We start from the raw sequence: 20749 nt of genomic DNA on the forward strand, positions 1-20749 counted from the left end.
CTCGTCGGACCGGCCCGGTTCCCCTCCTCGACCCACCGTGTAGCGGGCCGGAAACCGAACTCTAAAGCCCCGGACAGTATTGCCGAAGGGCAGGGGCGCTGTGCCGCCCTTACATCACCTTTCAGCCTCGATCGCCAGGATTCGATGCAGTCGTGTGGCTACGAGCAGCCGCTGCATCTGTGGCGGGACGCCCCGCAGCACGAGCCGACGGTTGACCCGGCCCGCTCTTCGGTGCGCTCCCATGATCACGCCCAGTCCCGCGGCGTCCCACGAATCCAATGCTGTCAGGTCCAGCACAAGATCGCCGCAACCGGAGTCCACGGCGGTGTGCAGGACGGTACGGGCGTCCGCCGCACTGCGGACGTCGAGACGGCCTCCGACGACCAGCTCGGCATGGTCGCCCTGGATATGCATATATCGCTCCCGGTGGAGTGATGGCGTGATGGATTCCGCGATGGCTCACCACAACTGACGGTTCGTCGCATACAAACGTTGCCGTCCGTGAGGGAACCGCTACCGAATTCACTCCTGGGAGTGAATCGGGTTAGTACGTGTAGAAGCCCTGTCCGCTCTTCCGGCCCAGGTCGCCGGCGTCGACCATGCGGCGCATGATCTCGGGGGCGGCGAACTTCTCGTCCTGCGACTCGGCGTAGATGTTGCCGGTGGCGTGCAGCAGGATGTCGACCCCGGTCAGGTCCGCGGTGGTCAGCGGGCCCATCGCGTGGCCGAAGCCGAGCTTGCAGGCGATGTCGATGTCCTCGGCCGATGCGACCCCGGACTCGTAGAGCTTGGCCGCCTCGACGACGAGCGCCGAGATCAGCCGGGTGGTGACGAAGCCGGCCACGTCGCGGTTGACGACGATACAGGTCTTGCCGATCTCCTCGGCGAAGGCCTTGGCCGCGGCCAGCGTCTCGTCACTGGTCTTGTAGCCGCGCACGAGTTCGCACAGCTGCATCATCGGGACCGGCGAGAAGAAGTGGGTGCCGACGACGCGCTCCGGACGCTCCGTGACCGCCGCGATCTTGGTGATCGGGATGGCGGAGGTGTTGGAGGCGAGGATGGCGTCCTGGCGGGCGATCTTGTCGAGCGCCCGGAAGATCTCCTGCTTGACCTCGATCCTCTCGAACACCGCCTCGACGACGATGTCGGCGTCGGCGACGGCTTCCAGCTCGGTGGTGGCGGTGATCCGGGCGAGCGCCGCCTCGGCGTCCTCCGCGGTCATCCTGCCCTTGGCGACGAACTTTCCGTACGAGGCCTGGATGCCGCCGAGACCGCGGGCGAGCGCCTCGTCCGTGACGTCACGCAGCACCACGTCGTAACCGGCTGCCGCCGATACCTGGGCGATGCCGGAGCCCATGAGACCGGCTCCGATGACGGCGAGCTTCTTCGCCACGACACACACCTTTACGTTCGGGGATTCTGGCCGGACCTTAACGCCCGCTCACACCCCGGCGCAGTAGGAAGAGAGGCGGGTCACTCTGTGTCTTTCGTCGCATAGTTGAGGATCTCGTCGCTCAGCAGGGCTTCCATGACGTCCAGTTTGACCAGGACCACCCGCGAGACCTCGTTGGGTTCGCCGTCGCCGGCCATCGCGCGGCCGATGGAGCGCATCACCGTGTTCTGCAGCCAGGCGATCTGACCGGCGACCAGTTCGGGCATCAGATCGTCCTGGTCCGCACCGGTTTCCCGCTCCAGGGTGCGCGCCAGGTCGTCCTGCGCCAGGTTCTGCATCCGCCAGATCTTGGCCATCAGCGCGGGCGAGGAGTGACAGATCCGCATGAAGCCGGCGTAACCGGGGATCAGGCCCAGCGACGGCGAGACCATGACGAGTTCGTCGCGCAGGGTGCGGACCACGGCTCCCACCGCGGACTCGCCGGGCCGCCGGCCGCGCACGATGCCGGAGAGCCGTTGGACGACCTCGTCGTGCCGGTCGAAGAAGAGGTCGGCCTTGTCCGGGAAGTAGTTGTAGACGGTGTTGACCGACACGTCGGCCGCGTCGGCGATCTCGGCGATCGTCACCTCGTCGAAGCCGCGCTCGAGGAAGAGCCCGGTGGCCACGTCGGAGATGTACTGCCGGGTCTGCCGCTTCTTGCGCTCCCGCAGCCCCTCGGCACGCTCGTCGACCCGCTGCCCCTCGGCCCGCCGCTCCCCGGCCCGCGCTGTCCCGTCGTCCATAACCGCATTCTAGCTTCGATGGTGACTCATCAATTTTGGTGTCATTGCAATTTTTCCATCACTCTGGTTTTCTGGCCGCATGCCGACCCCGATCATCAGGACCGCCGGGCTCGCCCGGACCTTCCAGACCAAGCGCGGACCCGTCGAGGCCGTCCGCGGCATCGATCTCACCGTCGAACGCGGCGAGATCATCGGCTTCCTCGGGCCCAACGGCGCGGGCAAGACCACCACCCTGCGGATGCTGACCACGCTGCTGGCACCCACCGGCGGCAGCGCCACGGTCGCCGGACGCGACCTCGTGGCCGACCCCCGCGGAGTGCGGGCGCGGATCGGCTACGTCGCCCAGTCCGGCGGCGTCGACCCGGCGGTCTCGGTCCGCGAGGAGCTCGTCACCCAGGGCCGGATGTACCGGCTGGCCAAGGACGAGGCCGCCACCCGCGCCATCGAGCTCGCCGGCCGACTCGGCCTCGACGGGCTGCTCGACCGCAAGTGCGCCGCCCTGTCCGGCGGCCAGCGCCGCCGGCTGGACCTCGCCATGGGCCTCACCCACCGGCCCGAGATCCTCTTCCTCGACGAACCGACCACCGGACTCGACCCGGGCAGCCGCGCCGACCTGTGGGACCTGGTGCGCGCACTGCGCGCCGAGCAGGGCACGACCGTCTTCCTCACCACCCACTACCTCGACGAGGCGGACGCCCTCGCCGACCGGTTGGTGGTCGTCGACCACGGGCGGGTCGTCGCCGAGGGAACGCCACAGGCCCTCAAGGCCGAGCACGCGGGCTCGCCGGCCGCCACGCTCCAGGACGCGTTCCTCGCCATCACCGGGCGCAGCGCGCCGCAGGACACCACACCCGTCGCCGTCTGATCCGGAGCCCGCCATGTCCTCCCCCACCGCCACCGCACCCGCCGCCCGTCTCTCCCACCTCCTGTCCGACACCGCGCTGATCTTCAACCGGTACCTCCGGCAGACCGTGCGCTCCCGCCTCGGGCTGGTCTTCGGCCTGCTCATGCCACTGCTCTACCTGGTCTTCTTCGGGCCCCTGCTCCGGGATCTGCCACTCGGTGGGAAGGGGGACGCCTGGCAGACGCTCGTACCGGGTCTGATGATTCAACTCGGCCTGTTCAGCGCCGCGTTCTGCGGGTTCAGCGTCCTGGTCGAGAAGCAGCACGGGATCGTCGAGCGGATGCGGGTCACCCCGGTCAGCCGGCTCGCCCTGCTGCTGGGGCGCACCCTGAAGGACGTGCTCCAGCTGGTCCTGCAATCGCTCGTCCTGGTGCTGGCCGCGGTGGCGATGGGCCTGCGCACGTCGGTCCCCGGCGCCGTCATCGGCTTCCTGTTCACCGGGCTGCTGACGATCTCGCTGGCCTCGCTGTCCTACGCGCTGGCGATGCGGGTCAACAGCCCGCAGGAGTTCGCCCCCGTCATCAACGCCGTCAACATGCCCGCGATGCTGCTCTCCGGCCTGCTGCTCCCCATGTCCCTGGCCCCCGGGTGGCTGGACGCCGTCTCGCACTTCGTTCCGTTCCGCTATCTCGTGGACGCCGTCAGGGCCGCCTTCGTCGGCGACTACTGGTCGGGCACGGTCGGGGTGGGCGCGCTGGTCGCCGTCGGGTTCGCGGCCGTCTCCGTGACGGTGGGCACACGGGTCTTCACCAGGGCCGGTGCGTGACTACGCTCGGACGCATGGTCAATCTGACGCGCATCTACACCCGCACCGGGGACACCGGCACGACCGCCCTCGGCGACATGAGCCGCACGGCCAAGACCGACGTCCGGATCTCGGCCTACGCGGACACCAACGAGGCGAACGCCGCCATCGGCGTGGCCATCGCGCTGGGGTCGCTGCCCGCGGACGTCTCCGCGGTCCTCACCCGAGTGCAGAACGATCTCTTCGACGTCGGCGCGGACCTCGCCACGCCGGTGGTCGAGGACCCGAAGTACCCGCCGCTGCGCGTCGAGCAGTCGTACGTCGACAAGCTGGAGGCCGACTGCGACCACTTCCTGGAGGAGTTGGAGAAGCTGCGCAGCTTCATCCTGCCCGGCGGCACGCCCGGGGCGGCCCTGCTGCACGCCGCCTGCACGGTGGTCCGGCGGGCGGAGCGCTCGACGTGGGCGGCGCTGGAGGAGCACGGCGAGACCATGAACGCGCTCACCGCGACATATCTCAACCGGCTCTCGGACCTGCTGTTCATCCTGGCGCGGACGGCCAACAAGGAACGCGGCGACGTCCTGTGGGTGCCGGGCGGCGAGCGCTGACCGGAGCAGAGCCGGGCGTGGGTCAGCGGACCCCGGCCGGCTCGCGCTTGGGCCAGATCGTGTAGCTGGCGGCGATGATCAGGTTGATGCCGGTCACCATCGCCATCCGCAGCTGCCACTGCCGCAGCGCGTCCGTCCGGTCCGCGTGGCCGACCGCCCAGACGGCCGCCTGCAGCAGTGCGACGGCGATGAGCGCCGCGAGCGCGGTCCTGGCGAGGATCCGCCACTCGTGCGCGGCGCGCGCCCTGCCGTACTTCGGCGCCCCGGCCGGCTTCGGTCCGCCGGCGAAGCGGTGGGCGAAGTGGCCGTCGGCCCACGTCACCATGGAGTGGCCGTAGGCGACGGAGAATCCGATGTAGGCGGCGGCCAGCCCGTGCTTCCAGTCGGCGGTGGCGCCGCCGCGCAGGTCCAGGACGGTGGCGGCGAGCAGCACCACGTCCACCACCGGCACGCAGAGCAGCACCACCGCACCGGCCTTGGGCCGCCGCAGCGGGTAGCTCAGGACGAGCCCGGCCGCCAGCACCAGCCAGAAGCCGATCTCGCACGCGGCGATCACCGTGATGATCATTTCCCGGCACCTCTCCCTCGACTGCCTCCAGCCTCGCGGGCGGCCGGCCCGGCCGCGTCGTCGCCCGTGACGATCCCCGTCTGCATCCTTCGATGTACCGCCCGGCGTACCGCCCTACGACCGGCAGACGACGTTCCCGCCCCCGCGGCATGCTCTGATGGAGCCATGCCGCTGACCCTCCCCCGCCCGCACCCGGTCGACGTGCGCATCGCCGCCGCCGGGCTGCTCGGCGGCCTGGTGATGTGGTCGTTCGGCCTCTACACGTACTCGGGGCGGGGGCCGGACGTCCCGGCCTGGGCGACGCTGGTGCCGCTGACCGTCATGGCCGGCTGCGAACTGCTGCGCCGGGTCGCGCCGCCCGTGGCGATCCTCACCGGTGTCGTCGCCCTGAGCGCCGACATGATCCTCGGATCCCTGCTGGTCACGGTCCTGATGTTCACCGACATCGTCTACGCGGCCGTGCTGTACGGGCCGAAGCGCATGACGCGGTCGGTGCCGGCGGTGAGCATCGTCATGACGTCGGCGATCACCATCACCCTCGCGCTGACCCAGCGCAACGCGCAGGCACTGTCGGGCGGTCTGATCTGCGCGCTGATCTCGGTGGCCCCGGCCTGGAGCGGGATCATCGTCCGCCAGCACCGGGACAGCGCGGACGCGGCGACACTGCGGGCCGAGCAGACGACGCTGCTGGCCGAACTGGACCGGCGGCAGGCGGTGACGGCCGAGCGCGCCCGGATGGCGCGGGAGTTGCACGACATGGTCGCCAACCACCTCTCCGCGATCGCCATCCACTCCACCGCCGCGCTGTCGATCGACAAGCGCGAGGGCCCGGCCCGCGACGCGCTGGGGGTGATCCGGGAGAACAGCGTCCAGGGGCTGTCCGAGATGCGCCGGCTGATCGGGCTGCTCCGGGACACCGAGGGGAACGCGGCGCCGGCCACCGCGCCCACGCTGGGGGCGCTGGACGCGCTGCTGGAGCACGCCCGCGCCGGCGGCGCCGAGAGCGGGCTGACGTTCGCCCTGCGGGACGACCGCCCGCACGGCGCTCCCCCGCTGTCCACCCCCGTCGAGCTGGCGGCGTACCGGATCGTGCAGGAGTCGCTGACCAACGCCCTCAAGCACGCGGCGCCCGGCGAGGTCCTGGTCCTGCTGGAGCTGGCCGAGCGGGCCCTGGTCGTCACGGTCGGCAGTCCGTTCGGCGACCGGGACGGACCGCGGGCGCCCGGTTCCGGTTCCGGGCTGATCGGGATGCGGGAGCGGGCGGAGCTGCTCGGCGGCGCCTTCGAGGCGGGGCTGGAGCAGGCGGCGGACGGCGACGGCAAGGTGTGGCGGGTGCGGGCGGTACTGCCCGTCGACGGTGGGGGGAACGACAGATGATCCGTGTGGTGGTCGCCGAGGACCAGAGTGCCGTCCGTGCCGGGCTGGTGATGATCCTGCGCTCCGCCCCCGACATCGAGGTCGTCGGCGAGGCGGGCGACGGTGAGGAAGCGGTGCTGCTCGCCCGCGAACTGCGCCCGGACGTGGTGCTGATGGACATCCAGATGCCCCGGCTCGACGGCGTCGAGGCGACCCGGCGGGTGGTCGCCGAGCAGCTCGCGGACGTCCTGGTGCTGACCACCTTCGACCTGGACGAGTACGTCTTCGGGGCGCTGCGCGCGGGCGCCGCCGGCTTCCTCCTCAAGGACACCGACGCGGAGCGGCTGCTGGAGGGGGTGCGGCTGGTCGCGCGCGGCGACGGGATGATCGCCCCGGCGGTCACCCGCCGGCTCATCGGGGCGTTCGCGGGACAGCCGGCGAAACGGTCCGCCGACCCCGCCCTCCTGGACGTTCTGACCCCGCGCGAACGCGAGGTACTGGCGTGTCTCGGCAGCGGTGAGTCGAACGCCGAGATCGCGGTGCGGCTGGAAATGGCCGAGGCGACGACGAAGACGCACGTCAGCCGGATCCTGGCGAAGCTGGAGATGCGCAGCAGGGTGCAAGCGGCCGTCCTGGCCCAGGAGTTGGGTCTGGTCCAGACCTCTTGACCTATGGTCCAGACCTTTCTACTCTCACCTTCATAACTGATGGTGAGCGGACCATGACAATCACGCGATGAACAACCGTCGGAATGACTGTCGGGCGTGCTCTCCGGGCGGCGCAGGTTCCCCCTTTCCCCCCAACCTCGAGGAGCACCCTTGAGAACAGGAACCGCACAGCTCTTCCGGCGCAGACTGGCGGCGGTCGCCACCGCGCTACTGCTCCCTCTGGCCGCGATCGTGGGACTGGCCACCCAGGCGAGCGCGGCCGCGTCCGCCACCGCGACCTACGTCAAATCGTCCGACTGGGGCACCGGGTTCGGCGCCGGCTGGACCGTCAAGAACACCGGGACGACGACGATCACCTCGTGGACCGTCGAATGGGACTACCCGGCCGGCACCTCGGTCACCTCCTTCTGGGACGCGACCGTCACGCACACCGCCAACCACTGGACCGCCAAGAACGTGGGCTGGAACGGCACTCTCGCCCCCGGCGCCAGCGCCAGTTTCGGCTTCAACGGCGCGGGCTCCGGCAGCCCGAGCGGCTGCAAGGTCAACGGCGGTTCCTGCGACGGCGGTACCGTCCCGGGCGACAACCCGCCCTCGGCCCCTGGCGCCCCCACGGCCAGCGGCATCACCAACACCTCCGCCACCCTCACCTGGACGGCGGCCACCGACGACAAGGGCGTCAAGAACTACCACGTCATCCGCGACGGCACCACCGTCGCGACCGTCACCGGCCTCACGTACACCAACACCGGACTGACCGCGGGCACCGACTACGTCTACACCGTCAAGGCCCGCGACACCATCGACCAGACCGGCCCCGCCAGTAGCGCGACCATCGTCCACACCACGGGCGGAGGCGGCGGCGACCCCGGAGGCACGTACGCCAAGGTCGGCTACTTCGTGCAGTGGGGCATCTACGGCCGCGGCTACACCGTGAAGTCCCTGGTGACCACGGGCGCGGCAGCGAAGCTCACGCACATCAACTACGCCTTCTCCAACATCGACCCGACCAACCTGACCTGCATGAACGGTGTCACCAAGGCCACCACCCCCAACCCGCAGGACCCCAACCAGGGTGACGGCGCCGGCGACTCCTGGGCGGACTACGAGAAGGGCTTCAGCGGCGGCGAGTCCGTCAACGGCAGCACCGACACCTGGGACCAGCCGCTGGCCGGCAACTTCAACCAGATCAAGCAGCTCAAGGCGAAGTACCCCAACCTCAAGGTCAACATCTCGATCGGCGGCTGGACCTACAGCAAGTACTTCTCGGACGCCGCGAAGACCGCGGCCTCCCGGCAGAAGTTCGTGCAGTCCTGCCTCGACATGTACCTCAAGGGCAACCTGCCGGTGACCAACGGACGCGGCGGCCCCGGCGCCGCGGCCGGCGTCTTCGACGGCATCGACGTCGACTGGGAGTGGCCCGGGTCGCCCGACGGACACCCCGGCAACCACTACGCCGCCGCCGACAAGGCCAACCTGACCGCGCTGCTCGCCGAGTTCCGCACCCAGATGACGGCCCTGACGGCGACCACCGGCAAGAAGTACCTGCTGACCGCGTTCACGCCGGCCGACCCGAACAAGGTCGACCTCGGCTGGGACATCAGCGCCAACGGCATCTTCAAGTCGATGGACTTCGCCAACGTCCAGGGGTACGACTTCCACGGCTCCGGCAGCGACAACAGCTGGGAACCCAACCGCACCGGCCACCAGGCCAACCTCTACACCGACACCCAGGACCCCTACAGCACCCACTTCAGCGTCGAGGTCGCCGTCAACAAGTACCTCAACGCCGGGGTCAACCCGCGTCAGCTCACCGTCGGCCTCGCCTTCTACGGGCGCGGCTGGCAGCAGGTCGCCGACGGTGGCGCGCACGGTGAGTGGCAGGCGGCCAACGGGGCCGCGCCAGGACAGTTCCCCGAGGAGTCCGGCACCCGCGGGTACAGCAACCTGATCGCGTCGGTCGGCGGCCTCACCGTCTACCACGACGAACAGTCCGTGGCGACGTACGGCTACACCGGCGCCAACGGCCAGTGGTGGTCCTTCGACGACACCTGGTCGATCGGCAAGAAGAGCACCTGGATCAAGTCCAAGAACCTGCTCGGGGCGATGATCTGGGAGATGTCCGGCGACACCGGCACCCTGATGTCGTCCGTGGACAGCGGGCTCAAGTAGAAGCCCCCCGGCCGGGGCCCCGACAAGCCGCCCGTCGGCCTCCGGCCGGGGACACGAAGAAGCCCTCGACTGCCGTGCACGGCAGTCGAGGGCTTCTTACGTGAACATCTCAGGCCACATTCACCCGCTGGCCCGGCGGCGCTGCTTCCAGCCAGGCCAGGAAGCCCGTCAGGGCGTCCTCGCTCATCGCGAGCTCCAGCCGGGTGCCGCGGTGCGCGCACAGCAGCACGGTGGCGTCGGAGAGCAGTGCCAGTTCCTCCTGGCCCTGCGGGGGCCGGCGGCTGACCACCTCGATGGCGGGCCGGTCCAGCACGCGTCGCGGCCGGGGCGAGTACGAGAAGACCCGGAACCACTCGATCCGGTCACCGCTGTAGCGGGCCACACCGTAGACCCAGCCCTTGCCGGTGGACTCGGCCTCTTCCCCGTCGGCAGGGGCGGGTCGCAGACTGCAGTCGAAGGTGCCGCCGGGGCGCTGGAGCAGCCGCCGGCGCAGCCCGAAGACGAACAGTCCCAGCAGCAGCGCCGCCACAATCCCGCCGCACACCTGAAAAGCGAGGATCACGCCCACCGACCTCCTCGCCTAGAAATGCCTACTCGCCCCTACTGTGCCGGAGCCGCGGACCGCCCCATGGGCTGTCCGCGGCATCCAGGTATATCCGCTCAGTGACCGCTCGAAACGGCGGCCAGCCGGACCTCGGCGCGCCTTTCAGCGGCTGCGTCGGTGTCGGCCTTGGAACGCTCCAGAGCCCGCTCGGCACGCGCGACGTCGATCTCGTCGGCGAGCTCCGCGATCTCGGCGAGCACCGAGAGCTTGTTGTCGGCGAAGGAGAGGAATCCACCGTGTACGGCGGCGACCACGGTGCCACCGTCGTTCGTACGGATCGTCACGGGACCGGACAGCAGCACACCAAGCAGCGGCTGGTGGCCCGGCATGACGCCGATGTCACCGGACGGCGTGCGCGCGATGACCATGGTGGCTTCGCCGGACCAGACACTGCGGTCCGCTGCGACCAGCTCGACGTGCAGCTCAGCCAAGACGGCTCCTCGGTTCGGCACCCACCGCTTCCGGCGGGTGTTGGGTCAAAGAATAGTGGAGGTTTCCCCGGCGTTGCCGCCAAGGACCCGCTCCCGCGGGTGCGCGGAGGGTGAAAGGCGCTGTCCTACGCACCGTCCACCCCCCGCGCGTCGTGCCGCCGGACTCAGCTGACGCCGAGCTCCTTGGCGTTGCGCACCAGGTCCTCGATACCGCCGCACATGAAGAACGCCTGCTCGGGGAAGTGGTCGTAATCACCATCGGCGATGGCGTTGAACGCCGTGATCGACTCTTCGAGCGACACGTCGGAGCCATCCACACCGGTGAACTGCTTCGCCACGTGGGTGTTCTGCGACAGGAAGCGCTCGATGCGACGGGCGCGGAAGACGGTGAGCTTGTCTTCCTCACCCAGCTCGTCGATGCCGAGGATCGCGATGATGTCCTGGAGGTCCTTGTACTTCTGCAGGATGCCCTTGACGCGCATGGCGCAGTCGTAGTGGTCCTGCGCGATGTAGCGCGGGTCCAGGATCCGGGACGTCGAGTCCAGCGGGTCGACCGCCGGGTAGATGCCCTTCTCCGAGATCGGACGCGACAGAACGGTCGTCGCGTCCAGGTGGGCGAAGGTCGTCGCCGGGGCCGGGTCGGTCAGGTCGTCCGCGGGGACGTAGATCGCCTGCATCGAGGTGATCGAGTGACCGCGGGTCGACGTGATGCGCTCCTGGAGGATGCCCATCTCGTCGGCCAGGTTCGGCTGGTAACCCACCGCGGACGGCATACGGCCGAGCAGGGTGGACACCTCCGAACCCGCCTGGGTGTACCGGAAGATGTTGTCGATGAAGAAGAGCACGTCCTGGCCCTGAACATCGCGGAAGTACTCCGCCATGGTCAGACCGGCAAGCGCCACGCGGAGACGGGTGCCCGGGGGCTCGTCCATCTGGCCGAAGACCAGCGCGGTCTTGTCGATGACGCCGGACTCGGTCATCTCCTCGATGAGGTCGTTGCCCTCACGGGTACGCTCACCGACGCCCGCGAACACCGACACACCGTCGTGGTTGTTGGCGACGCGGTAGATCATTTCCTGGATCAGCACGGTCTTGCCGACACCGGCACCACCGAACAGACCGATCTTGCCGCCCTTGACGTACGGGGTCAGCAGGTCGATGACCTTGACGCCGGTCTCGAACATCTCGGTCTTCGACTCGAGCTGGTCGAAGGACGGCGCCTTGCGGTGGATCGGCCAGCGCTCCGTGATCTCGACCGTGGACGGGTCCACGTTCAGGATCTCACCGAGGGTGTTGAAGACCTTGCCCTTGGTGACGTCGCCCACGGGGACGGTGATGCCCGAACCCGTGTTGGTCACCGGGGACTGGCGGACCAGACCGTCGGTGGGCTGCATCGAGATGGTGCGGACCAGGCCGTCACCCAGGTGCTGGGCGACTTCCAGGGTCAGCGTCTTGAGCTCGCCGTCCTGCGCCGGGTCGGCGACGGTGACGTGCAGAGCGTTGTAGATCTCCGGCATCGCGTCGACGGGGAACTCCACGTCGACGACCGGGCCGATGACCCGAGCGACGCGGCCGGTAGCCGTGGCCGTTTCAGCAGTGGTGGTCATAGTGGTTAGTCACTCCCCGCGCTAGCGTCGGCGAGGGCGCTCGCGCCACCGACGATCTCGCTGATTTCCTGGGTGATTTCGGCCTGGCGGGCCGCGTTGGCAAGCCGGGAGAGCTTCTTGACGAGGTCTCCGGCGTTGTCGGTCGCCGACTTCATCGCGCGACGACGGGCAGCGTGCTCGGAAGCGGCGGCCTGCAGCAGCGCGTTGTAGATACGGCTCTCGACGTACCGCGGCAGCAGGGCGTCGAGGACGCCCTCAGCCGACGGCTCGAAGTCGTACAGCGGCAGGATCTCTCCCTTGCCGTGCGACTCCTCCTGCGCCTCCAGCGCCTCCGCGTCGAGGCTGAGCGGCAGCAGACGGTTGTCCACCGGCGACTGCAGCATCATCGAGACGAACTCGGTGAACACGATGTGGAGCTCGTCCACACCGCCCTCGGCCGTGTCCCGCAGCACCGATTCGATCAGCGGTGCGGCGATCGCCTTGGCGTCTCCGTAGGACGGCTGGTCGGTGAAGCCCGTCCAGGACTCCACGACCTTCCGCTCACGGAAGTTGTAGTACGCGACGGCCTTGCGGCCGACGAGGTACGAGTCGACCTCCTTGCCCTCCGAGCGAAGCCGCTCGATGAGCCGGTCCGCAGCCTTGATCGCGTTGGACGAGTACCCGCCGGCCAGGCCGCGGTCGCTCGTGATGAGCAGGACCGCGACCCGGGTGGGCGACTCGACCTCGGTGGTCAGGGCGTGCTTGGTGTTGGAGCCCGTGGCGACCGCGGTCACCGCGCGGGTGAGCTCGGTCGCGTACGGACCCGATGCCGCCACCTGACGCTGCGCCTTGACGATGCGCGAGGCGGCGATCATCTCCATCGCCTTGGTGATCTTCTTCGTCGCGGTTACCGACTTGATGCGACGCTTGTAGACCCTGAGCTGGGCTCCCATGCTCAGCCCTCACCCAGGAGCTTGCCGTCCGACGTCTCAAACTGCTGCTTGAAGGTGGCAACGGACTCGGCAAGCGCCTGCAGCGTGTCGTCGGACATCTTCGCGCCCTCGACGATGCTGTTCATCAGGCCCTTGTGCTCGCGGCCCATGTAGTCGAGGAGCTCCCGCTCGAAGCGGCGGATGTCCTCGACCGGCACGTCGTCCATCTTGCCGGTGGTGCCGGCCCAGATGGAGACGACCTGGTCCTCGACCGAGTACGGCGCGTACTGGCCCTGCTTCAGCAGCTCGACCATCCGCTTGCCGCGCTCCAGCTGCGCCTTCGACGCCGCGTCCAGGTCGGAACCGAAGGCGGCGAACGCCTCCAGCTCGCGGTACTGGGCGAGGTCGACGCGCAGACGGCCGGACACCTGGCGCATGGCCTTGTGCTGCGCGCTGCCGCCGACTCGCGAGACCGAGATACCGACGTTCAGCGCCGGGCGCTGGCCCGCGTTGAACAGGTCGGACTCCAGGAAGCACTGGCCGTCAGTGATGGAGATGACGTTGGTCGGAATGAACGCCGACACGTCGTTCGCCTTGGTCTCGACGATCGGCAGACCGGTCATCGAACCCGCGCCCATGTCGTCCGAGAGCTTGGCGCAACGCTCGAGGAGACGGGAGTGCAGGTAGAAGACGTCACCCGGGTACGCCTCGCGGCCCGGCGGGCGGCGGAGCAGCAGGGAGACGGCGCGGTAGGCGTCGGCCTGCTTCGACAGGTCGTCGAAGACGATCAGGACGTGCTTGCCCTGGTACATCCAGTGCTGGCCGATGGCCGAACCGGTGTACGGGGCGAGGTACTTGAAGCCGGCCGGGTCGGACGCCGGAGCCGCGACGATCGTCGTGTACTCGAGAGCGCCCGCCTCCTCCAGCGCACCGCGCACGGACGCGATGGTGGAGCCCTTCTGGCCGATGGCGACGTAGATGCAGCGGACCTGCTTCTTCGGGTCGCCGGAACGCCAGTTGTCACGCTGGTTGATGATCGTGTCGACAGCCAGGGCGGTCTTGCCCGTCTGGCGGTCGCCGATGATCAGCTGACGCTGACCGCGGCCGATCGGCACCATCGCGTCGACGGCCTTGAGGCCGGTCTGCATCGGCTCGTGCACCGACTTACGCACCATGACGCCGGGAGCCTGCAGCTCCAGGGCGCGACGGGCGTCCGTCTCGATCTCGCCGAGGCCGTCGATCGGCTGGCCGAGCGGGTCGACGACCCGGCCCAGGTAGCCCTCGCCGACCGCGACGGACAGGACCTCTCCGGTGCGTCGCACCGGCTGGCCCTCCTCGATACCGCTGAACTCGCCGAGGACGATAGCGCCGATTTCGCGCTCTTCGAGGTTCAGCGCGAGACCGAGGGTCCCGTCCTCGAACTTCAGCAGTTCGTTCGCCATGGCCGAGGGAAGACCCTCGACCTTCGCGATGCCGTCACCGGCTTCGCTGACCGTGCCGACCTCCTCGCGCGAGGCGGCGTCCGGCTGGTACGACTGGACAAAGGTCTCCAGCGCGTCCCGGATCTCCTCCGGCCGGATCGTGAGCTCCGCCATCTGGGTTCCCTGCTCTCCTTGTTGGGCCCGAAGTTTCCTGCGGGTGCCTGGGGGTCGTCCCCGGCAGGCACCTCGCTACGGCCCAACTCGGGCCGCGGTCATGCTCTTGAGTTGGTGGCTGGTCTCAGCCGGCCATCCGCCGTGCCGCCTCTTCGAGACGGTCGGCGATGGTGCCGTTGATGACCTCTTCGCCGACGCGCACCGTGATCCCGCCGAGGACCGTGGGGTCCACGTCGAGGTTCAGGTGCACCTGCCGGCCGTACAGCTTGGCCAGCGCGGCGCCGAGGCGCTGCTTCTGCTGGTCGGTCAGCGGTACGGCCGAGACCACCACCGCGACCATCCGATTACGGCGGGCGGCTGCCAGCTTGGACAGGGCTTCGAGCCCTGCTTCCAGGCTACGTCCCCGCGGGTGGGTGACAAGCCGGGCGACCAGCCGCTCGGTGACCGGGTTGACCCGGCCCTCGAGCAGCGAGCGCAGCAGCTCGGCCTTGGCCGAGGTCGCGACGACCTTGTCGGTCAGCGCGGCCCGCAGCTCGCTGCTGGCGGAGACGATCCGGCCGAAGCGGAACAGCTCGTCCTCGACGTCGTCGAGAGCGCCGGTGCGCTGGGCGGCGACCAGGTCGGCGGCGTAGGAAAGCTCCTCCACCGCGTCCGTCAGGTCGCGCGACCGGGACCAGCGGGAGCGGACCAGGCCCGACACGAGGTCGAGGGTCTCTCCGCCGAGCTGGCTGCCGAGCAGCTGCCCGGCCAGTCCCGCCTTGGCCTCGCCGGTCTTCGCCGGGTCGGTCAGGGCACGCCGCAGCGATCCCTCGCGGTCGAGCAGCCCCGTGACGGAGGCCAGCTCTTCCCCGAGCTTCGCAGCGTCGACGGACGTGTTGTCCGTCAGCGCGTCGAGCTGCTCGCGTCCGGCGGCCAGTGCCTCGCGGCTCGCGCCGTTCATCGCGTGGCCTCGGCCTTCTCCTCGAGCTCGTCGAGGAAGCGGTCGATGGTGCGGCTCTGCCGGGCGGTGTCCTCGAGGGACTCGCCGACAAGCTTGCCGGCCAGGTCGGTGGCGAGCTTGCCCACGTCCTGGCGCAGCGCCTGCGCGGCGGCCTTGCGGTCGGCCGCGATCTGCGCGTGGCCGGCCGTGACGATGTCCTCGCGCTGCCGCTGGCCTTCCGCGCGCATCTCGGCGATGAGTGCGGCGCCCTGCTCCTGCGCCTCCTGGCGCAGTCGCGCGGCTTCGTGCCGGGCCTCGGAGAGCTGCTCGCGGTACTGCTCGAGCGTCTGCTGCGCCTCGGCCTGGGTGGCCTCGGCCTTCTCCATGCCGCCTTCGATGGCCTCGCGGCGCTCGTCCAGAACCTTGTTGATGTTCGGGAGGAGCTTCTTGGCGAGGAAGCCGAAGACGATGGCGAAGGCGATCAGGCCGATGATGAGCTCGGGGACCGGCGGGATGAGGGGGTTTTCCGCCTCCTCGGCCGCCATCTGTACCAGGGCGATCACATCAGTGCCTTCCGTCAAAGGGGCTAGTGCCGTAATCAGCTGGTCGGGTAGACGAACGGCATGACCAGACCGATGAGGGCGAGCGCCTCACAGAAGGCGAAGCCGAGGATCTGGTTGGCGCGGATCAGGCCGGCAGCCTCAGGCTGACGGGCAAGGGCCTGGGTGCCGTTACCGAAGATGATGCCGATGCCGACGCCGGGGCCGATGGCGGCGAGGCCGTAGCCGATCGAGCCGAGGTTGCCCTTGATTTCGACGCCAGCGGCGAGGGTCTGCGCGAGAGCGGACATGCCGGTTCTTCCTTCTCTTTCACAAGCCGGTGGGGGTTGGCCACCGGACATCTGTTGGGCTGGGAGGAGCGGTGCTCAGTGGTGCTCGGCGAGCGCGCCCTGGACGTACGAGGTGGCCAGGAGCACGAAGACGTACGCCTGAACGGCCTGGATGAAGAGCTCGAACGCGGTCATGACGATCGTCATGAGGAACGAGACGCCCGCGTACGCGATGCCGATCTGGTTGAACAGGTACCAGCTGGCGATCGTGAACAGCAGCAGCAGGGTGTGGCCCGCGAACATGTTCGCGAAGAGTCGGACCGCGTGCGTGAACGGGCGGACCAGCACGTTCGAGAAGAACTCGATGGTCATCGACAGCGGCAGGACCTTGCCCAGCGTCGGGTCGTAGCCGGTGATGTTCTTGAAGCCGCCCACGAGGCCGTGCTTCTTGAACGTCAGGTACATCCACAGCACGTACACGATCCCGGCCAGGCCGACCGGGAAGGCGATGATCGCCGTCACCGGGAACTGGGCGACCGGGATGATCGACCAGAGGTTCATGATCCAGACGAAGAAGAACAGCGAGACCATCAGGGGGACGTACTTCTCGCCCTCCCGCTTGCCGAGCGTCTCGTAGACGATCCCTCGGCGGACGAAGTCGTAGCCCGCCTCGCCGATCATCTGGAGCTTGCCGGGTACCGGCTTCGGCTTGTTGAAGGCCGCCCAGAAGAACCCGACGATGAGCACTGTGCTCAGCAGGGCCAGCAGCATCGGCTTGTTGAAGTCGAAACCGCCGATGCTGAAGATCGGCTCGAAAAGGAAGGAGTGCAGGCCGGGAGCCGGGAAGCCGCACCCGTCGAAGATGTGGCAGTTGGTCTCGAAGGCGAGAACCTGATCAGCACTCACCGCGAGCTCCTTCAGCGTGGCGCATGGGTACGGCAACCTCGATGTGTCGGCGCGGCGTACAGCCACGGAACGGCACTGGACTGGTCTGGCAGAAATGGGGGCGGCTCATCGGCTTGACGCCGAGAGACTGTGCAGGCAGCTCCGCCACCCGCGCCAGCCGTGCCGCAGTTGAGACCGGACGATAGCAAATGAGCGGAGACGGCTTTACACCGGCCCTACGGTTCACGATGTGGACCCGGCGGAATCCGGCTCGACATACAGGATCTTCGCCTTCATATGGGCTCGGGCCTGTGCGGCGATCCAGACAAGAGTGGTGCCGAGGAGTGCGAAGGCGAACGCCCGCTGGTTGAACAGCTCGGTGTTCTTGAACACCGCGAGAACGATCGCGAGCAGCAGAATCTGGGTCGTGTACAGCGCGAGCCCCATCATCTGGAACAGCGCCGGGTACGACTTCGCCACTCGCTGCAGAACCAACAGGCCGATCGACATGAACGCGATCACCACGAACGCGCCGAAAGCGGCGCCGAGTGCTCCCTTGCCACCGGCGAGCACACCACTGACAACGACGGCGATGACACCGGCGGCGGCAGAGGGGACAGCGCAGTGAAGGAACATTCGGACGTCGTTGGACTGCATGGTGGCAGCTCCTCCGGCGGGAGTTGGGGGAAAGCGGCTGGTCGTCGGAGACGAGCGTAGACCCGGACCGAGGACGTGCCTCACGCCGGAAGACCGTCGTACTTGGGTCTTTCGGCTTGTTTCCCGGGTTTCGTGAACGGTATCACAAAGTATTTGATGCGGTCTTTACCTTGTAAGTGTGCCGCCTGTCACACGGAAGGAGTACTTGGCGTGTCGTCACGCTGACGTCCGGCCGGAAGTCTGGTACTGGGAACGGCCGGTTACCTGCGGCTGTCGACCGGGCGTCGGTCGGGCAGCCGGGAGCGGTCGCCGATGGCCGTCGAGCCGTGCACGCCGGCCGCTCCGCCGGAGCGGATCAGCTGCTCGGCGGCGGCCTGCGCGGCCCGCGTCGTACGGCGCTTGCCGCGGTAGCGGGGCGGCACGAACGACTCGGCCCAGCGCGGTGCGCGCGGGCGGAACCGGGGCAGCAGCAGCACGACCAGGCCCACCGCGCTGAGGACCATGATCACGAGCACGATCCACAGGCTGGAGGAGTTGAGCGAGAAGGCGACCGCGCCGAACGCGATGAGCGCCGACCAGAAGTACATGATCAGCACGGCCCGGCTGTGCGAGTGCCCGATCTCCAGCAGCCGGTGGTGCAGGTGACCGCGGTCGGCGGCGAACGGCGACTGCCCGTTCCAGGTGCGGCGCACGATGGCCAGCACCAGGTCGGCGGCCGGGATCGCGATCAGGGTGAGCGGCAGCAGCAGCGGCATGTAGACCGGCACCATGAAGTGCACGGTCTCCCGGGTCGACCCCGTCATGTCGGTGATCGCGTCCGGGTCCACCTGGCCGGTGATGGAGATCGCGGACGAGGCGAGGACCAGGCCGATCAGCATCGAGCCGGAGTCGCCCATGAAGATCCGGGCCGGGTGCAGGTTGTGCGGGAGGAAGCCCAGGCACATCCCGATGAGGATGGCACTGAACAGCGTCGCGGGCGCGGCCGCCTCGACGCCGTAGCCGTACCACATGCGGTACGCGTACATGAAGAACGCGATGGCGGCGATGGCGACCATGCCGGACGCCAGGCCGTCCAGGCCGTCGACGAAGTTGACGGCGTTGATGGTGATCACGACCAGCGCGACGGTGAGCAGCGTGGACTGGATCGGTGACAGCGAGACCGTTCCCACACCGGGGACCGGCAGCCACAGGATCGTCAGACCCTGGAGCACCATGACGCCGGCGGCGATCATCTGGGCGCCGAGCTTGATCAGGGCGTCCACGCCCCACTTGTCGTCCAGCACGCCCAGCAGCCAGATCAGGCCCGCCCCGGACAACAGCGCCCGCGGCTCGTTGGACAGCTCGAAGACGCTGCTGAGGTTCCACAGGTGGGAGGAGACCAGCAGACCCGCGCAGAGTCCGCCGAACATCGCGATCCCGCCGAGCCTGGGGGTCGGTTCCCGGTGCACGTCCCGCTCACGGATCTCCGGCATGGCGCCGGCCGCGATGGCGAACTTCCGCACCGGGCCCGTCAGGAGATACGTGACGGCGGCGGTCACACAAAGCGTCAGCAGATACTCGCGCACAGGGCTGCCTCCGGCAGGGTCGGCCGGGAGAAGCGGTGCTCCAGGGGCGTCGGGCAGGTCCTCACAGCGTCACACCTTAGTGGCGTCGTACTCGCAGCTGCGAACATCTGCGAAGACTCACAGGGTGCGGCCGTGGTTCCACGGACCCCGGAAAGCCGATCACGCCGGGTACGGCGGGAAGCCTCCGACGAGTCGGGCGATCTCCGCCGCGAGCCCGGATTCCTCGCGCAGCGCCCGCGCGATCAGCGACGCGACCTGCGGCATCTCCAGTTCTCCCATGCCCTGGGTGGTCACCGCGGCGGTGCCGATCCGAATGCCGGACCCGACGTCGGACGGCTGCGGATCGTACGGCAGCGCGTACTTGTCGAGGACGATCCCGGCGGCGGCGCAACGTCCCCTGGCCTGTACCCCGGTGACACCCAGGGGGGTGACGTCCGCGGTGATCATGTGGGTGTCGGTGCCACCGGTGGTGATCGTCATCCCCTCGGCGGAGAGCGCGTCGGCCAGCAGTCGCGCGTTGGCGACGACCTGGTGGGCGTACGTGGCGAACGCCGGGGTCGCGGCCTCGGCGAAGGCCGCCGCCTTCGCGGCGATGGAGTGCAGGTGCGGGCCGCCCTGCGAGAACGGGAAGACCGCCCGGTCGATCCGCTGGGCCAGATCGGCGCCGCACAGGATCAGGCCGCCGCGCGGCCCGCGCAGCACCTTGTGGGTGGTGGCGCACACCACATCGGCGTACGGCACCGGGTTGGGCGCGGCGCCGCCCGCCACCAGGCCCAGAGTGTGCGCGGCGTCCACGATCAGATACGCGTCGACCTCGTCGGCGATCTCCCGGAACAGCCGGTAGTCGATGTGCCGGGGGTATGCGATGGCGCCGCACACGATGGCCTTGGGGCGGTGCTCCCGGGCCAGCGCCCGGACCTGGTCGTAGTCGATCAGGCCACCGCCGTCCGGGGCCTCCGGCGGCGTCACGCCGTAGCCGACGAAGCGGAACCAGCGGCCGGAGAAGTTCGCCTGCGAGCCGTGCGTGAGGTGGCCGCCGTGCGGCAGCGCCATCGCGAGCACCTTGTCGCCGGGGACCAGCAGCGCCGCGTACGCGGCCAGCACCGCGGAGGAGCCGGAATACGGCTGAACGTTGGCGTGCGCGGCGCCGAACAGGCCGGTGGCGCGCTCCACCGCGAGCCGTTCCGCCACGTCGACCAGCTCGCACCCGGAGTGGTGGCGACGTGAGGGGTACCCCTCGGCGTACTTGTTGGCGAGCGGCGAGCCGAGCGCGGCCAGGACGGCGGACGAGGTGAAGTTCTCCCCCGCGATCAACTGCAGCGTCGTGCTCTGCCGTTCCAGCTCGGCCAGCAGCGCGCCCGCCAGCTCGGGGTCCTGCCGCCGCAGTGCGTCGAAGTCCGGCTGCCACGTCCGGGCGGCGAGCCGCGGCAGGGTTGGTGCGGTTGTTTCGGCGACCGGCATGGCAGGACTCCCGCAGGAGGGTCGGGTAACTGCACCCAACTGTAGGGGCGCCGTCGCCGCGGCGCCCGGCGAGCGCGGGATCCGGCCGG

Annotated in this window: 22 protein-coding genes; 6 read left to right on the plus strand and 16 right to left on the minus strand. The window is 69.1% G+C overall.

The features are described 5' to 3' along the window. Positions 1–114: 114 nt before the first annotated feature. From O3X23_RS36805 to O3X23_RS36815, 3 genes are all read right to left on the minus strand, one after another. Positions 115–414, minus strand: coding sequence for an STAS domain-containing protein (locus O3X23_RS36805; protein WP_138355950.1), 300 nt, complete (start codon positions 412–414; stop codon positions 115–117). 130 nt (positions 415–544) lie between these two features. Next, the gene (locus O3X23_RS36810; protein ID WP_269277254.1) at positions 545–1393 is read right to left on the minus strand and encodes a 3-hydroxyacyl-CoA dehydrogenase family protein; all 849 of its coding nucleotides are present in this window, start codon (positions 1391–1393) and stop codon (positions 545–547) included. An 80-nt stretch (positions 1394–1473) separates the two neighbouring features. Further along, positions 1474–2175 (minus strand): TetR/AcrR family transcriptional regulator, encoded by a 702-nt coding sequence (locus O3X23_RS36815; protein WP_269277258.1) that lies wholly within the window; start codon positions 2173–2175, stop codon positions 1474–1476. A gap of 79 nt (positions 2176–2254) precedes the next feature. Between O3X23_RS36815 and O3X23_RS36820 the strand changes: the two genes are divergently transcribed. From O3X23_RS36820 to O3X23_RS36830, 3 genes are read left to right on the plus strand one after another with little or no spacing between them, the layout of a single operon-like run. Beyond that, positions 2255–3040 carry an ABC transporter ATP-binding protein gene (locus tag O3X23_RS36820; RefSeq protein ID WP_269277261.1) on the plus strand — a complete coding sequence of 262 codons (786 nt, stop codon included), beginning with the start codon at positions 2255–2257 and terminating at the stop codon, positions 3038–3040. Positions 3041–3053: 13 nt separating this feature from the next. Then, a complete protein-coding gene (locus O3X23_RS36825; RefSeq protein WP_269277264.1) occupies positions 3054–3845 on the plus strand; it encodes an ABC transporter permease in 792 nt (263 codons plus the stop codon). A 14-nt stretch (positions 3846–3859) separates the two neighbouring features. Beyond that, entirely contained in the window at positions 3860–4432 is a 573-nt protein-coding gene (locus O3X23_RS36830) for a cob(I)yrinic acid a,c-diamide adenosyltransferase (RefSeq protein ID WP_269277267.1), read from the plus strand. Positions 4433–4454: 22 nt separating this feature from the next. On the opposite strand, the gene O3X23_RS36835 is transcribed toward O3X23_RS36830, so the two are convergent. Further along, positions 4455–5000: a hypothetical protein gene (locus O3X23_RS36835; protein ID WP_269277270.1), complete on the minus strand. Its 546-nt coding sequence runs from the start codon at positions 4998–5000 to the stop codon at positions 4455–4457. 165 nt (positions 5001–5165) lie between these two features. On the opposite strand from O3X23_RS36835, the gene O3X23_RS36840 reads away from it, so the two are divergent. The 3 genes from O3X23_RS36840 to O3X23_RS36850 all read left to right on the plus strand — a co-directional run bounded on the left by O3X23_RS36840 (position 5166) and on the right by O3X23_RS36850 (position 9196). Then, positions 5166–6377: a sensor histidine kinase gene (locus O3X23_RS36840; protein ID WP_269277273.1), complete on the plus strand. Its 1212-nt coding sequence runs from the start codon at positions 5166–5168 to the stop codon at positions 6375–6377. Beyond that, positions 6374–7024 (plus strand): response regulator, encoded by a 651-nt coding sequence (locus O3X23_RS36845; RefSeq protein WP_269277276.1) that lies wholly within the window; start codon positions 6374–6376, stop codon positions 7022–7024. The genes O3X23_RS36840 and O3X23_RS36845 overlap by 4 nt, the downstream gene beginning before the upstream one ends. 150 nt (positions 7025–7174) lie before the next feature. After that, positions 7175–9196: a glycoside hydrolase family 18 chitinase gene (locus tag O3X23_RS36850; protein ID WP_269277279.1), complete on the plus strand. Its 2022-nt coding sequence runs from the start codon at positions 7175–7177 to the stop codon at positions 9194–9196. Between the two features lie 109 nt (positions 9197–9305). Here the strand turns inward: O3X23_RS36850 and O3X23_RS36855 are convergent, their stop codons facing one another. From O3X23_RS36855 to glyA, 12 genes are all read right to left on the minus strand, one after another. Further along, positions 9306–9758 (minus strand): DUF2550 domain-containing protein, encoded by a 453-nt coding sequence (locus tag O3X23_RS36855; RefSeq protein WP_269277281.1) that lies wholly within the window; start codon positions 9756–9758, stop codon positions 9306–9308. Positions 9759–9856: 98 nt separating this feature from the next. Next, a complete protein-coding gene (locus O3X23_RS36860; RefSeq protein ID WP_269277283.1) occupies positions 9857–10231 on the minus strand; it encodes a F0F1 ATP synthase subunit epsilon in 375 nt (124 codons plus the stop codon). Between the two features lie 164 nt (positions 10232–10395). Beyond that, positions 10396–11838: a F0F1 ATP synthase subunit beta gene (atpD, locus tag O3X23_RS36865; protein ID WP_269277286.1), complete on the minus strand. Its 1443-nt coding sequence runs from the start codon at positions 11836–11838 to the stop codon at positions 10396–10398. 5 nt (positions 11839–11843) lie between these two features. After that, entirely contained in the window at positions 11844–12770 is a 927-nt protein-coding gene (locus tag O3X23_RS36870) for a F0F1 ATP synthase subunit gamma (RefSeq protein ID WP_269277289.1), read from the minus strand. Between the two features lie 2 nt (positions 12771–12772). After that, positions 12773–14344: a F0F1 ATP synthase subunit alpha gene (atpA, locus tag O3X23_RS36875; RefSeq protein ID WP_269277292.1), complete on the minus strand. Its 1572-nt coding sequence runs from the start codon at positions 14342–14344 to the stop codon at positions 12773–12775. A 124-nt stretch (positions 14345–14468) separates the two neighbouring features. Next, positions 14469–15284: a F0F1 ATP synthase subunit delta gene (locus tag O3X23_RS36880; RefSeq protein WP_269277295.1), complete on the minus strand. Its 816-nt coding sequence runs from the start codon at positions 15282–15284 to the stop codon at positions 14469–14471. Further along, positions 15281–15826 carry a F0F1 ATP synthase subunit B gene (locus tag O3X23_RS36885; RefSeq protein WP_269277346.1) on the minus strand — a complete coding sequence of 182 codons (546 nt, stop codon included), beginning with the start codon at positions 15824–15826 and terminating at the stop codon, positions 15281–15283. The genes O3X23_RS36880 and O3X23_RS36885 overlap by 4 nt, the downstream gene beginning before the upstream one ends. A 35-nt stretch (positions 15827–15861) precedes the next feature. Next, complete coding sequence (gene atpE, locus O3X23_RS36890; RefSeq protein WP_269277298.1) at positions 15862–16113, minus strand: ATP synthase F0 subunit C; 252 nt, start codon at positions 16111–16113, stop codon at positions 15862–15864. Positions 16114–16188: 75 nt separating this feature from the next. After that, on the minus strand, positions 16189–16998 hold the full coding sequence (gene atpB / locus O3X23_RS36895; RefSeq protein ID WP_269277301.1) for a F0F1 ATP synthase subunit A: 810 nt from the start codon (positions 16996–16998) through the stop codon (positions 16189–16191). A 222-nt stretch (positions 16999–17220) separates the two neighbouring features. After that, entirely contained in the window at positions 17221–17634 is a 414-nt protein-coding gene (locus O3X23_RS36900) for a hypothetical protein (protein ID WP_269277305.1), read from the minus strand. 260 nt (positions 17635–17894) lie between these two features. Continuing rightward, positions 17895–19199: an MraY family glycosyltransferase gene (locus tag O3X23_RS36905; protein ID WP_269277309.1), complete on the minus strand. Its 1305-nt coding sequence runs from the start codon at positions 19197–19199 to the stop codon at positions 17895–17897. 159 nt (positions 19200–19358) lie between these two features. Next, a complete protein-coding gene (glyA, locus tag O3X23_RS36910; protein ID WP_269277311.1) occupies positions 19359–20660 on the minus strand; it encodes a serine hydroxymethyltransferase in 1302 nt (433 codons plus the stop codon). Positions 20661–20749: the final 89 nt, after the last annotated feature.

It is taken from the genome of Streptomyces sp. H39-S7, assembly GCF_027158205.1.
GTDB lineage: Bacteria > Actinomycetota > Actinomycetes > Streptomycetales > Streptomycetaceae > Actinacidiphila.

Bases quoted from the DNA above. Each gene is read 5' to 3' on its own strand.
- O3X23_RS36815 (WP_269277258.1), bottom strand. From the start codon at position 2,175: ATGGACGACGGGACAGCGCGGGCCGGGGAGCGGCGGGCCGAGGGGCAG.
- O3X23_RS36880 (WP_269277295.1), bottom strand. From the start codon at position 15,284: ATGAACGGCGCGAGCCGCGAGGCACTGGCCGCCGGACGCGAGCAGCTC.
- O3X23_RS36830 (WP_269277267.1), top strand. From the start codon at position 3,860: ATGGTCAATCTGACGCGCATCTACACCCGCACCGGGGACACCGGCACG.
- O3X23_RS36825 (WP_269277264.1), top strand. From the start codon at position 3,054: ATGTCCTCCCCCACCGCCACCGCACCCGCCGCCCGTCTCTCCCACCTC.
- O3X23_RS36900 (WP_269277305.1), bottom strand. From the start codon at position 17,634: ATGCAGTCCAACGACGTCCGAATGTTCCTTCACTGCGCTGTCCCCTCT.
- O3X23_RS36840 (WP_269277273.1), top strand. From the start codon at position 5,166: ATGCCGCTGACCCTCCCCCGCCCGCACCCGGTCGACGTGCGCATCGCC.
- O3X23_RS36835 (WP_269277270.1), bottom strand. From the start codon at position 5,000: ATGATCATCACGGTGATCGCCGCGTGCGAGATCGGCTTCTGGCTGGTG.
- O3X23_RS36870 (WP_269277289.1), bottom strand. From the start codon at position 12,770: ATGGGAGCCCAGCTCAGGGTCTACAAGCGTCGCATCAAGTCGGTAACC.
- O3X23_RS36820 (WP_269277261.1), top strand. From the start codon at position 2,255: ATGCCGACCCCGATCATCAGGACCGCCGGGCTCGCCCGGACCTTCCAG.
- atpA (WP_269277292.1), bottom strand. From the start codon at position 14,344: ATGGCGGAGCTCACGATCCGGCCGGAGGAGATCCGGGACGCGCTGGAG.
- O3X23_RS36805 (WP_138355950.1), bottom strand. From the start codon at position 414: ATGCATATCCAGGGCGACCATGCCGAGCTGGTCGTCGGAGGCCGTCTC.
- O3X23_RS36845 (WP_269277276.1), top strand. From the start codon at position 6,374: ATGATCCGTGTGGTGGTCGCCGAGGACCAGAGTGCCGTCCGTGCCGGG.
- glyA (WP_269277311.1), bottom strand. From the start codon at position 20,660: ATGCCGGTCGCCGAAACAACCGCACCAACCCTGCCGCGGCTCGCCGCC.
- atpE (WP_269277298.1), bottom strand. From the start codon at position 16,113: ATGTCCGCTCTCGCGCAGACCCTCGCCGCTGGCGTCGAAATCAAGGGC.
- atpD (WP_269277286.1), bottom strand. From the start codon at position 11,838: ATGACCACCACTGCTGAAACGGCCACGGCTACCGGCCGCGTCGCTCGG.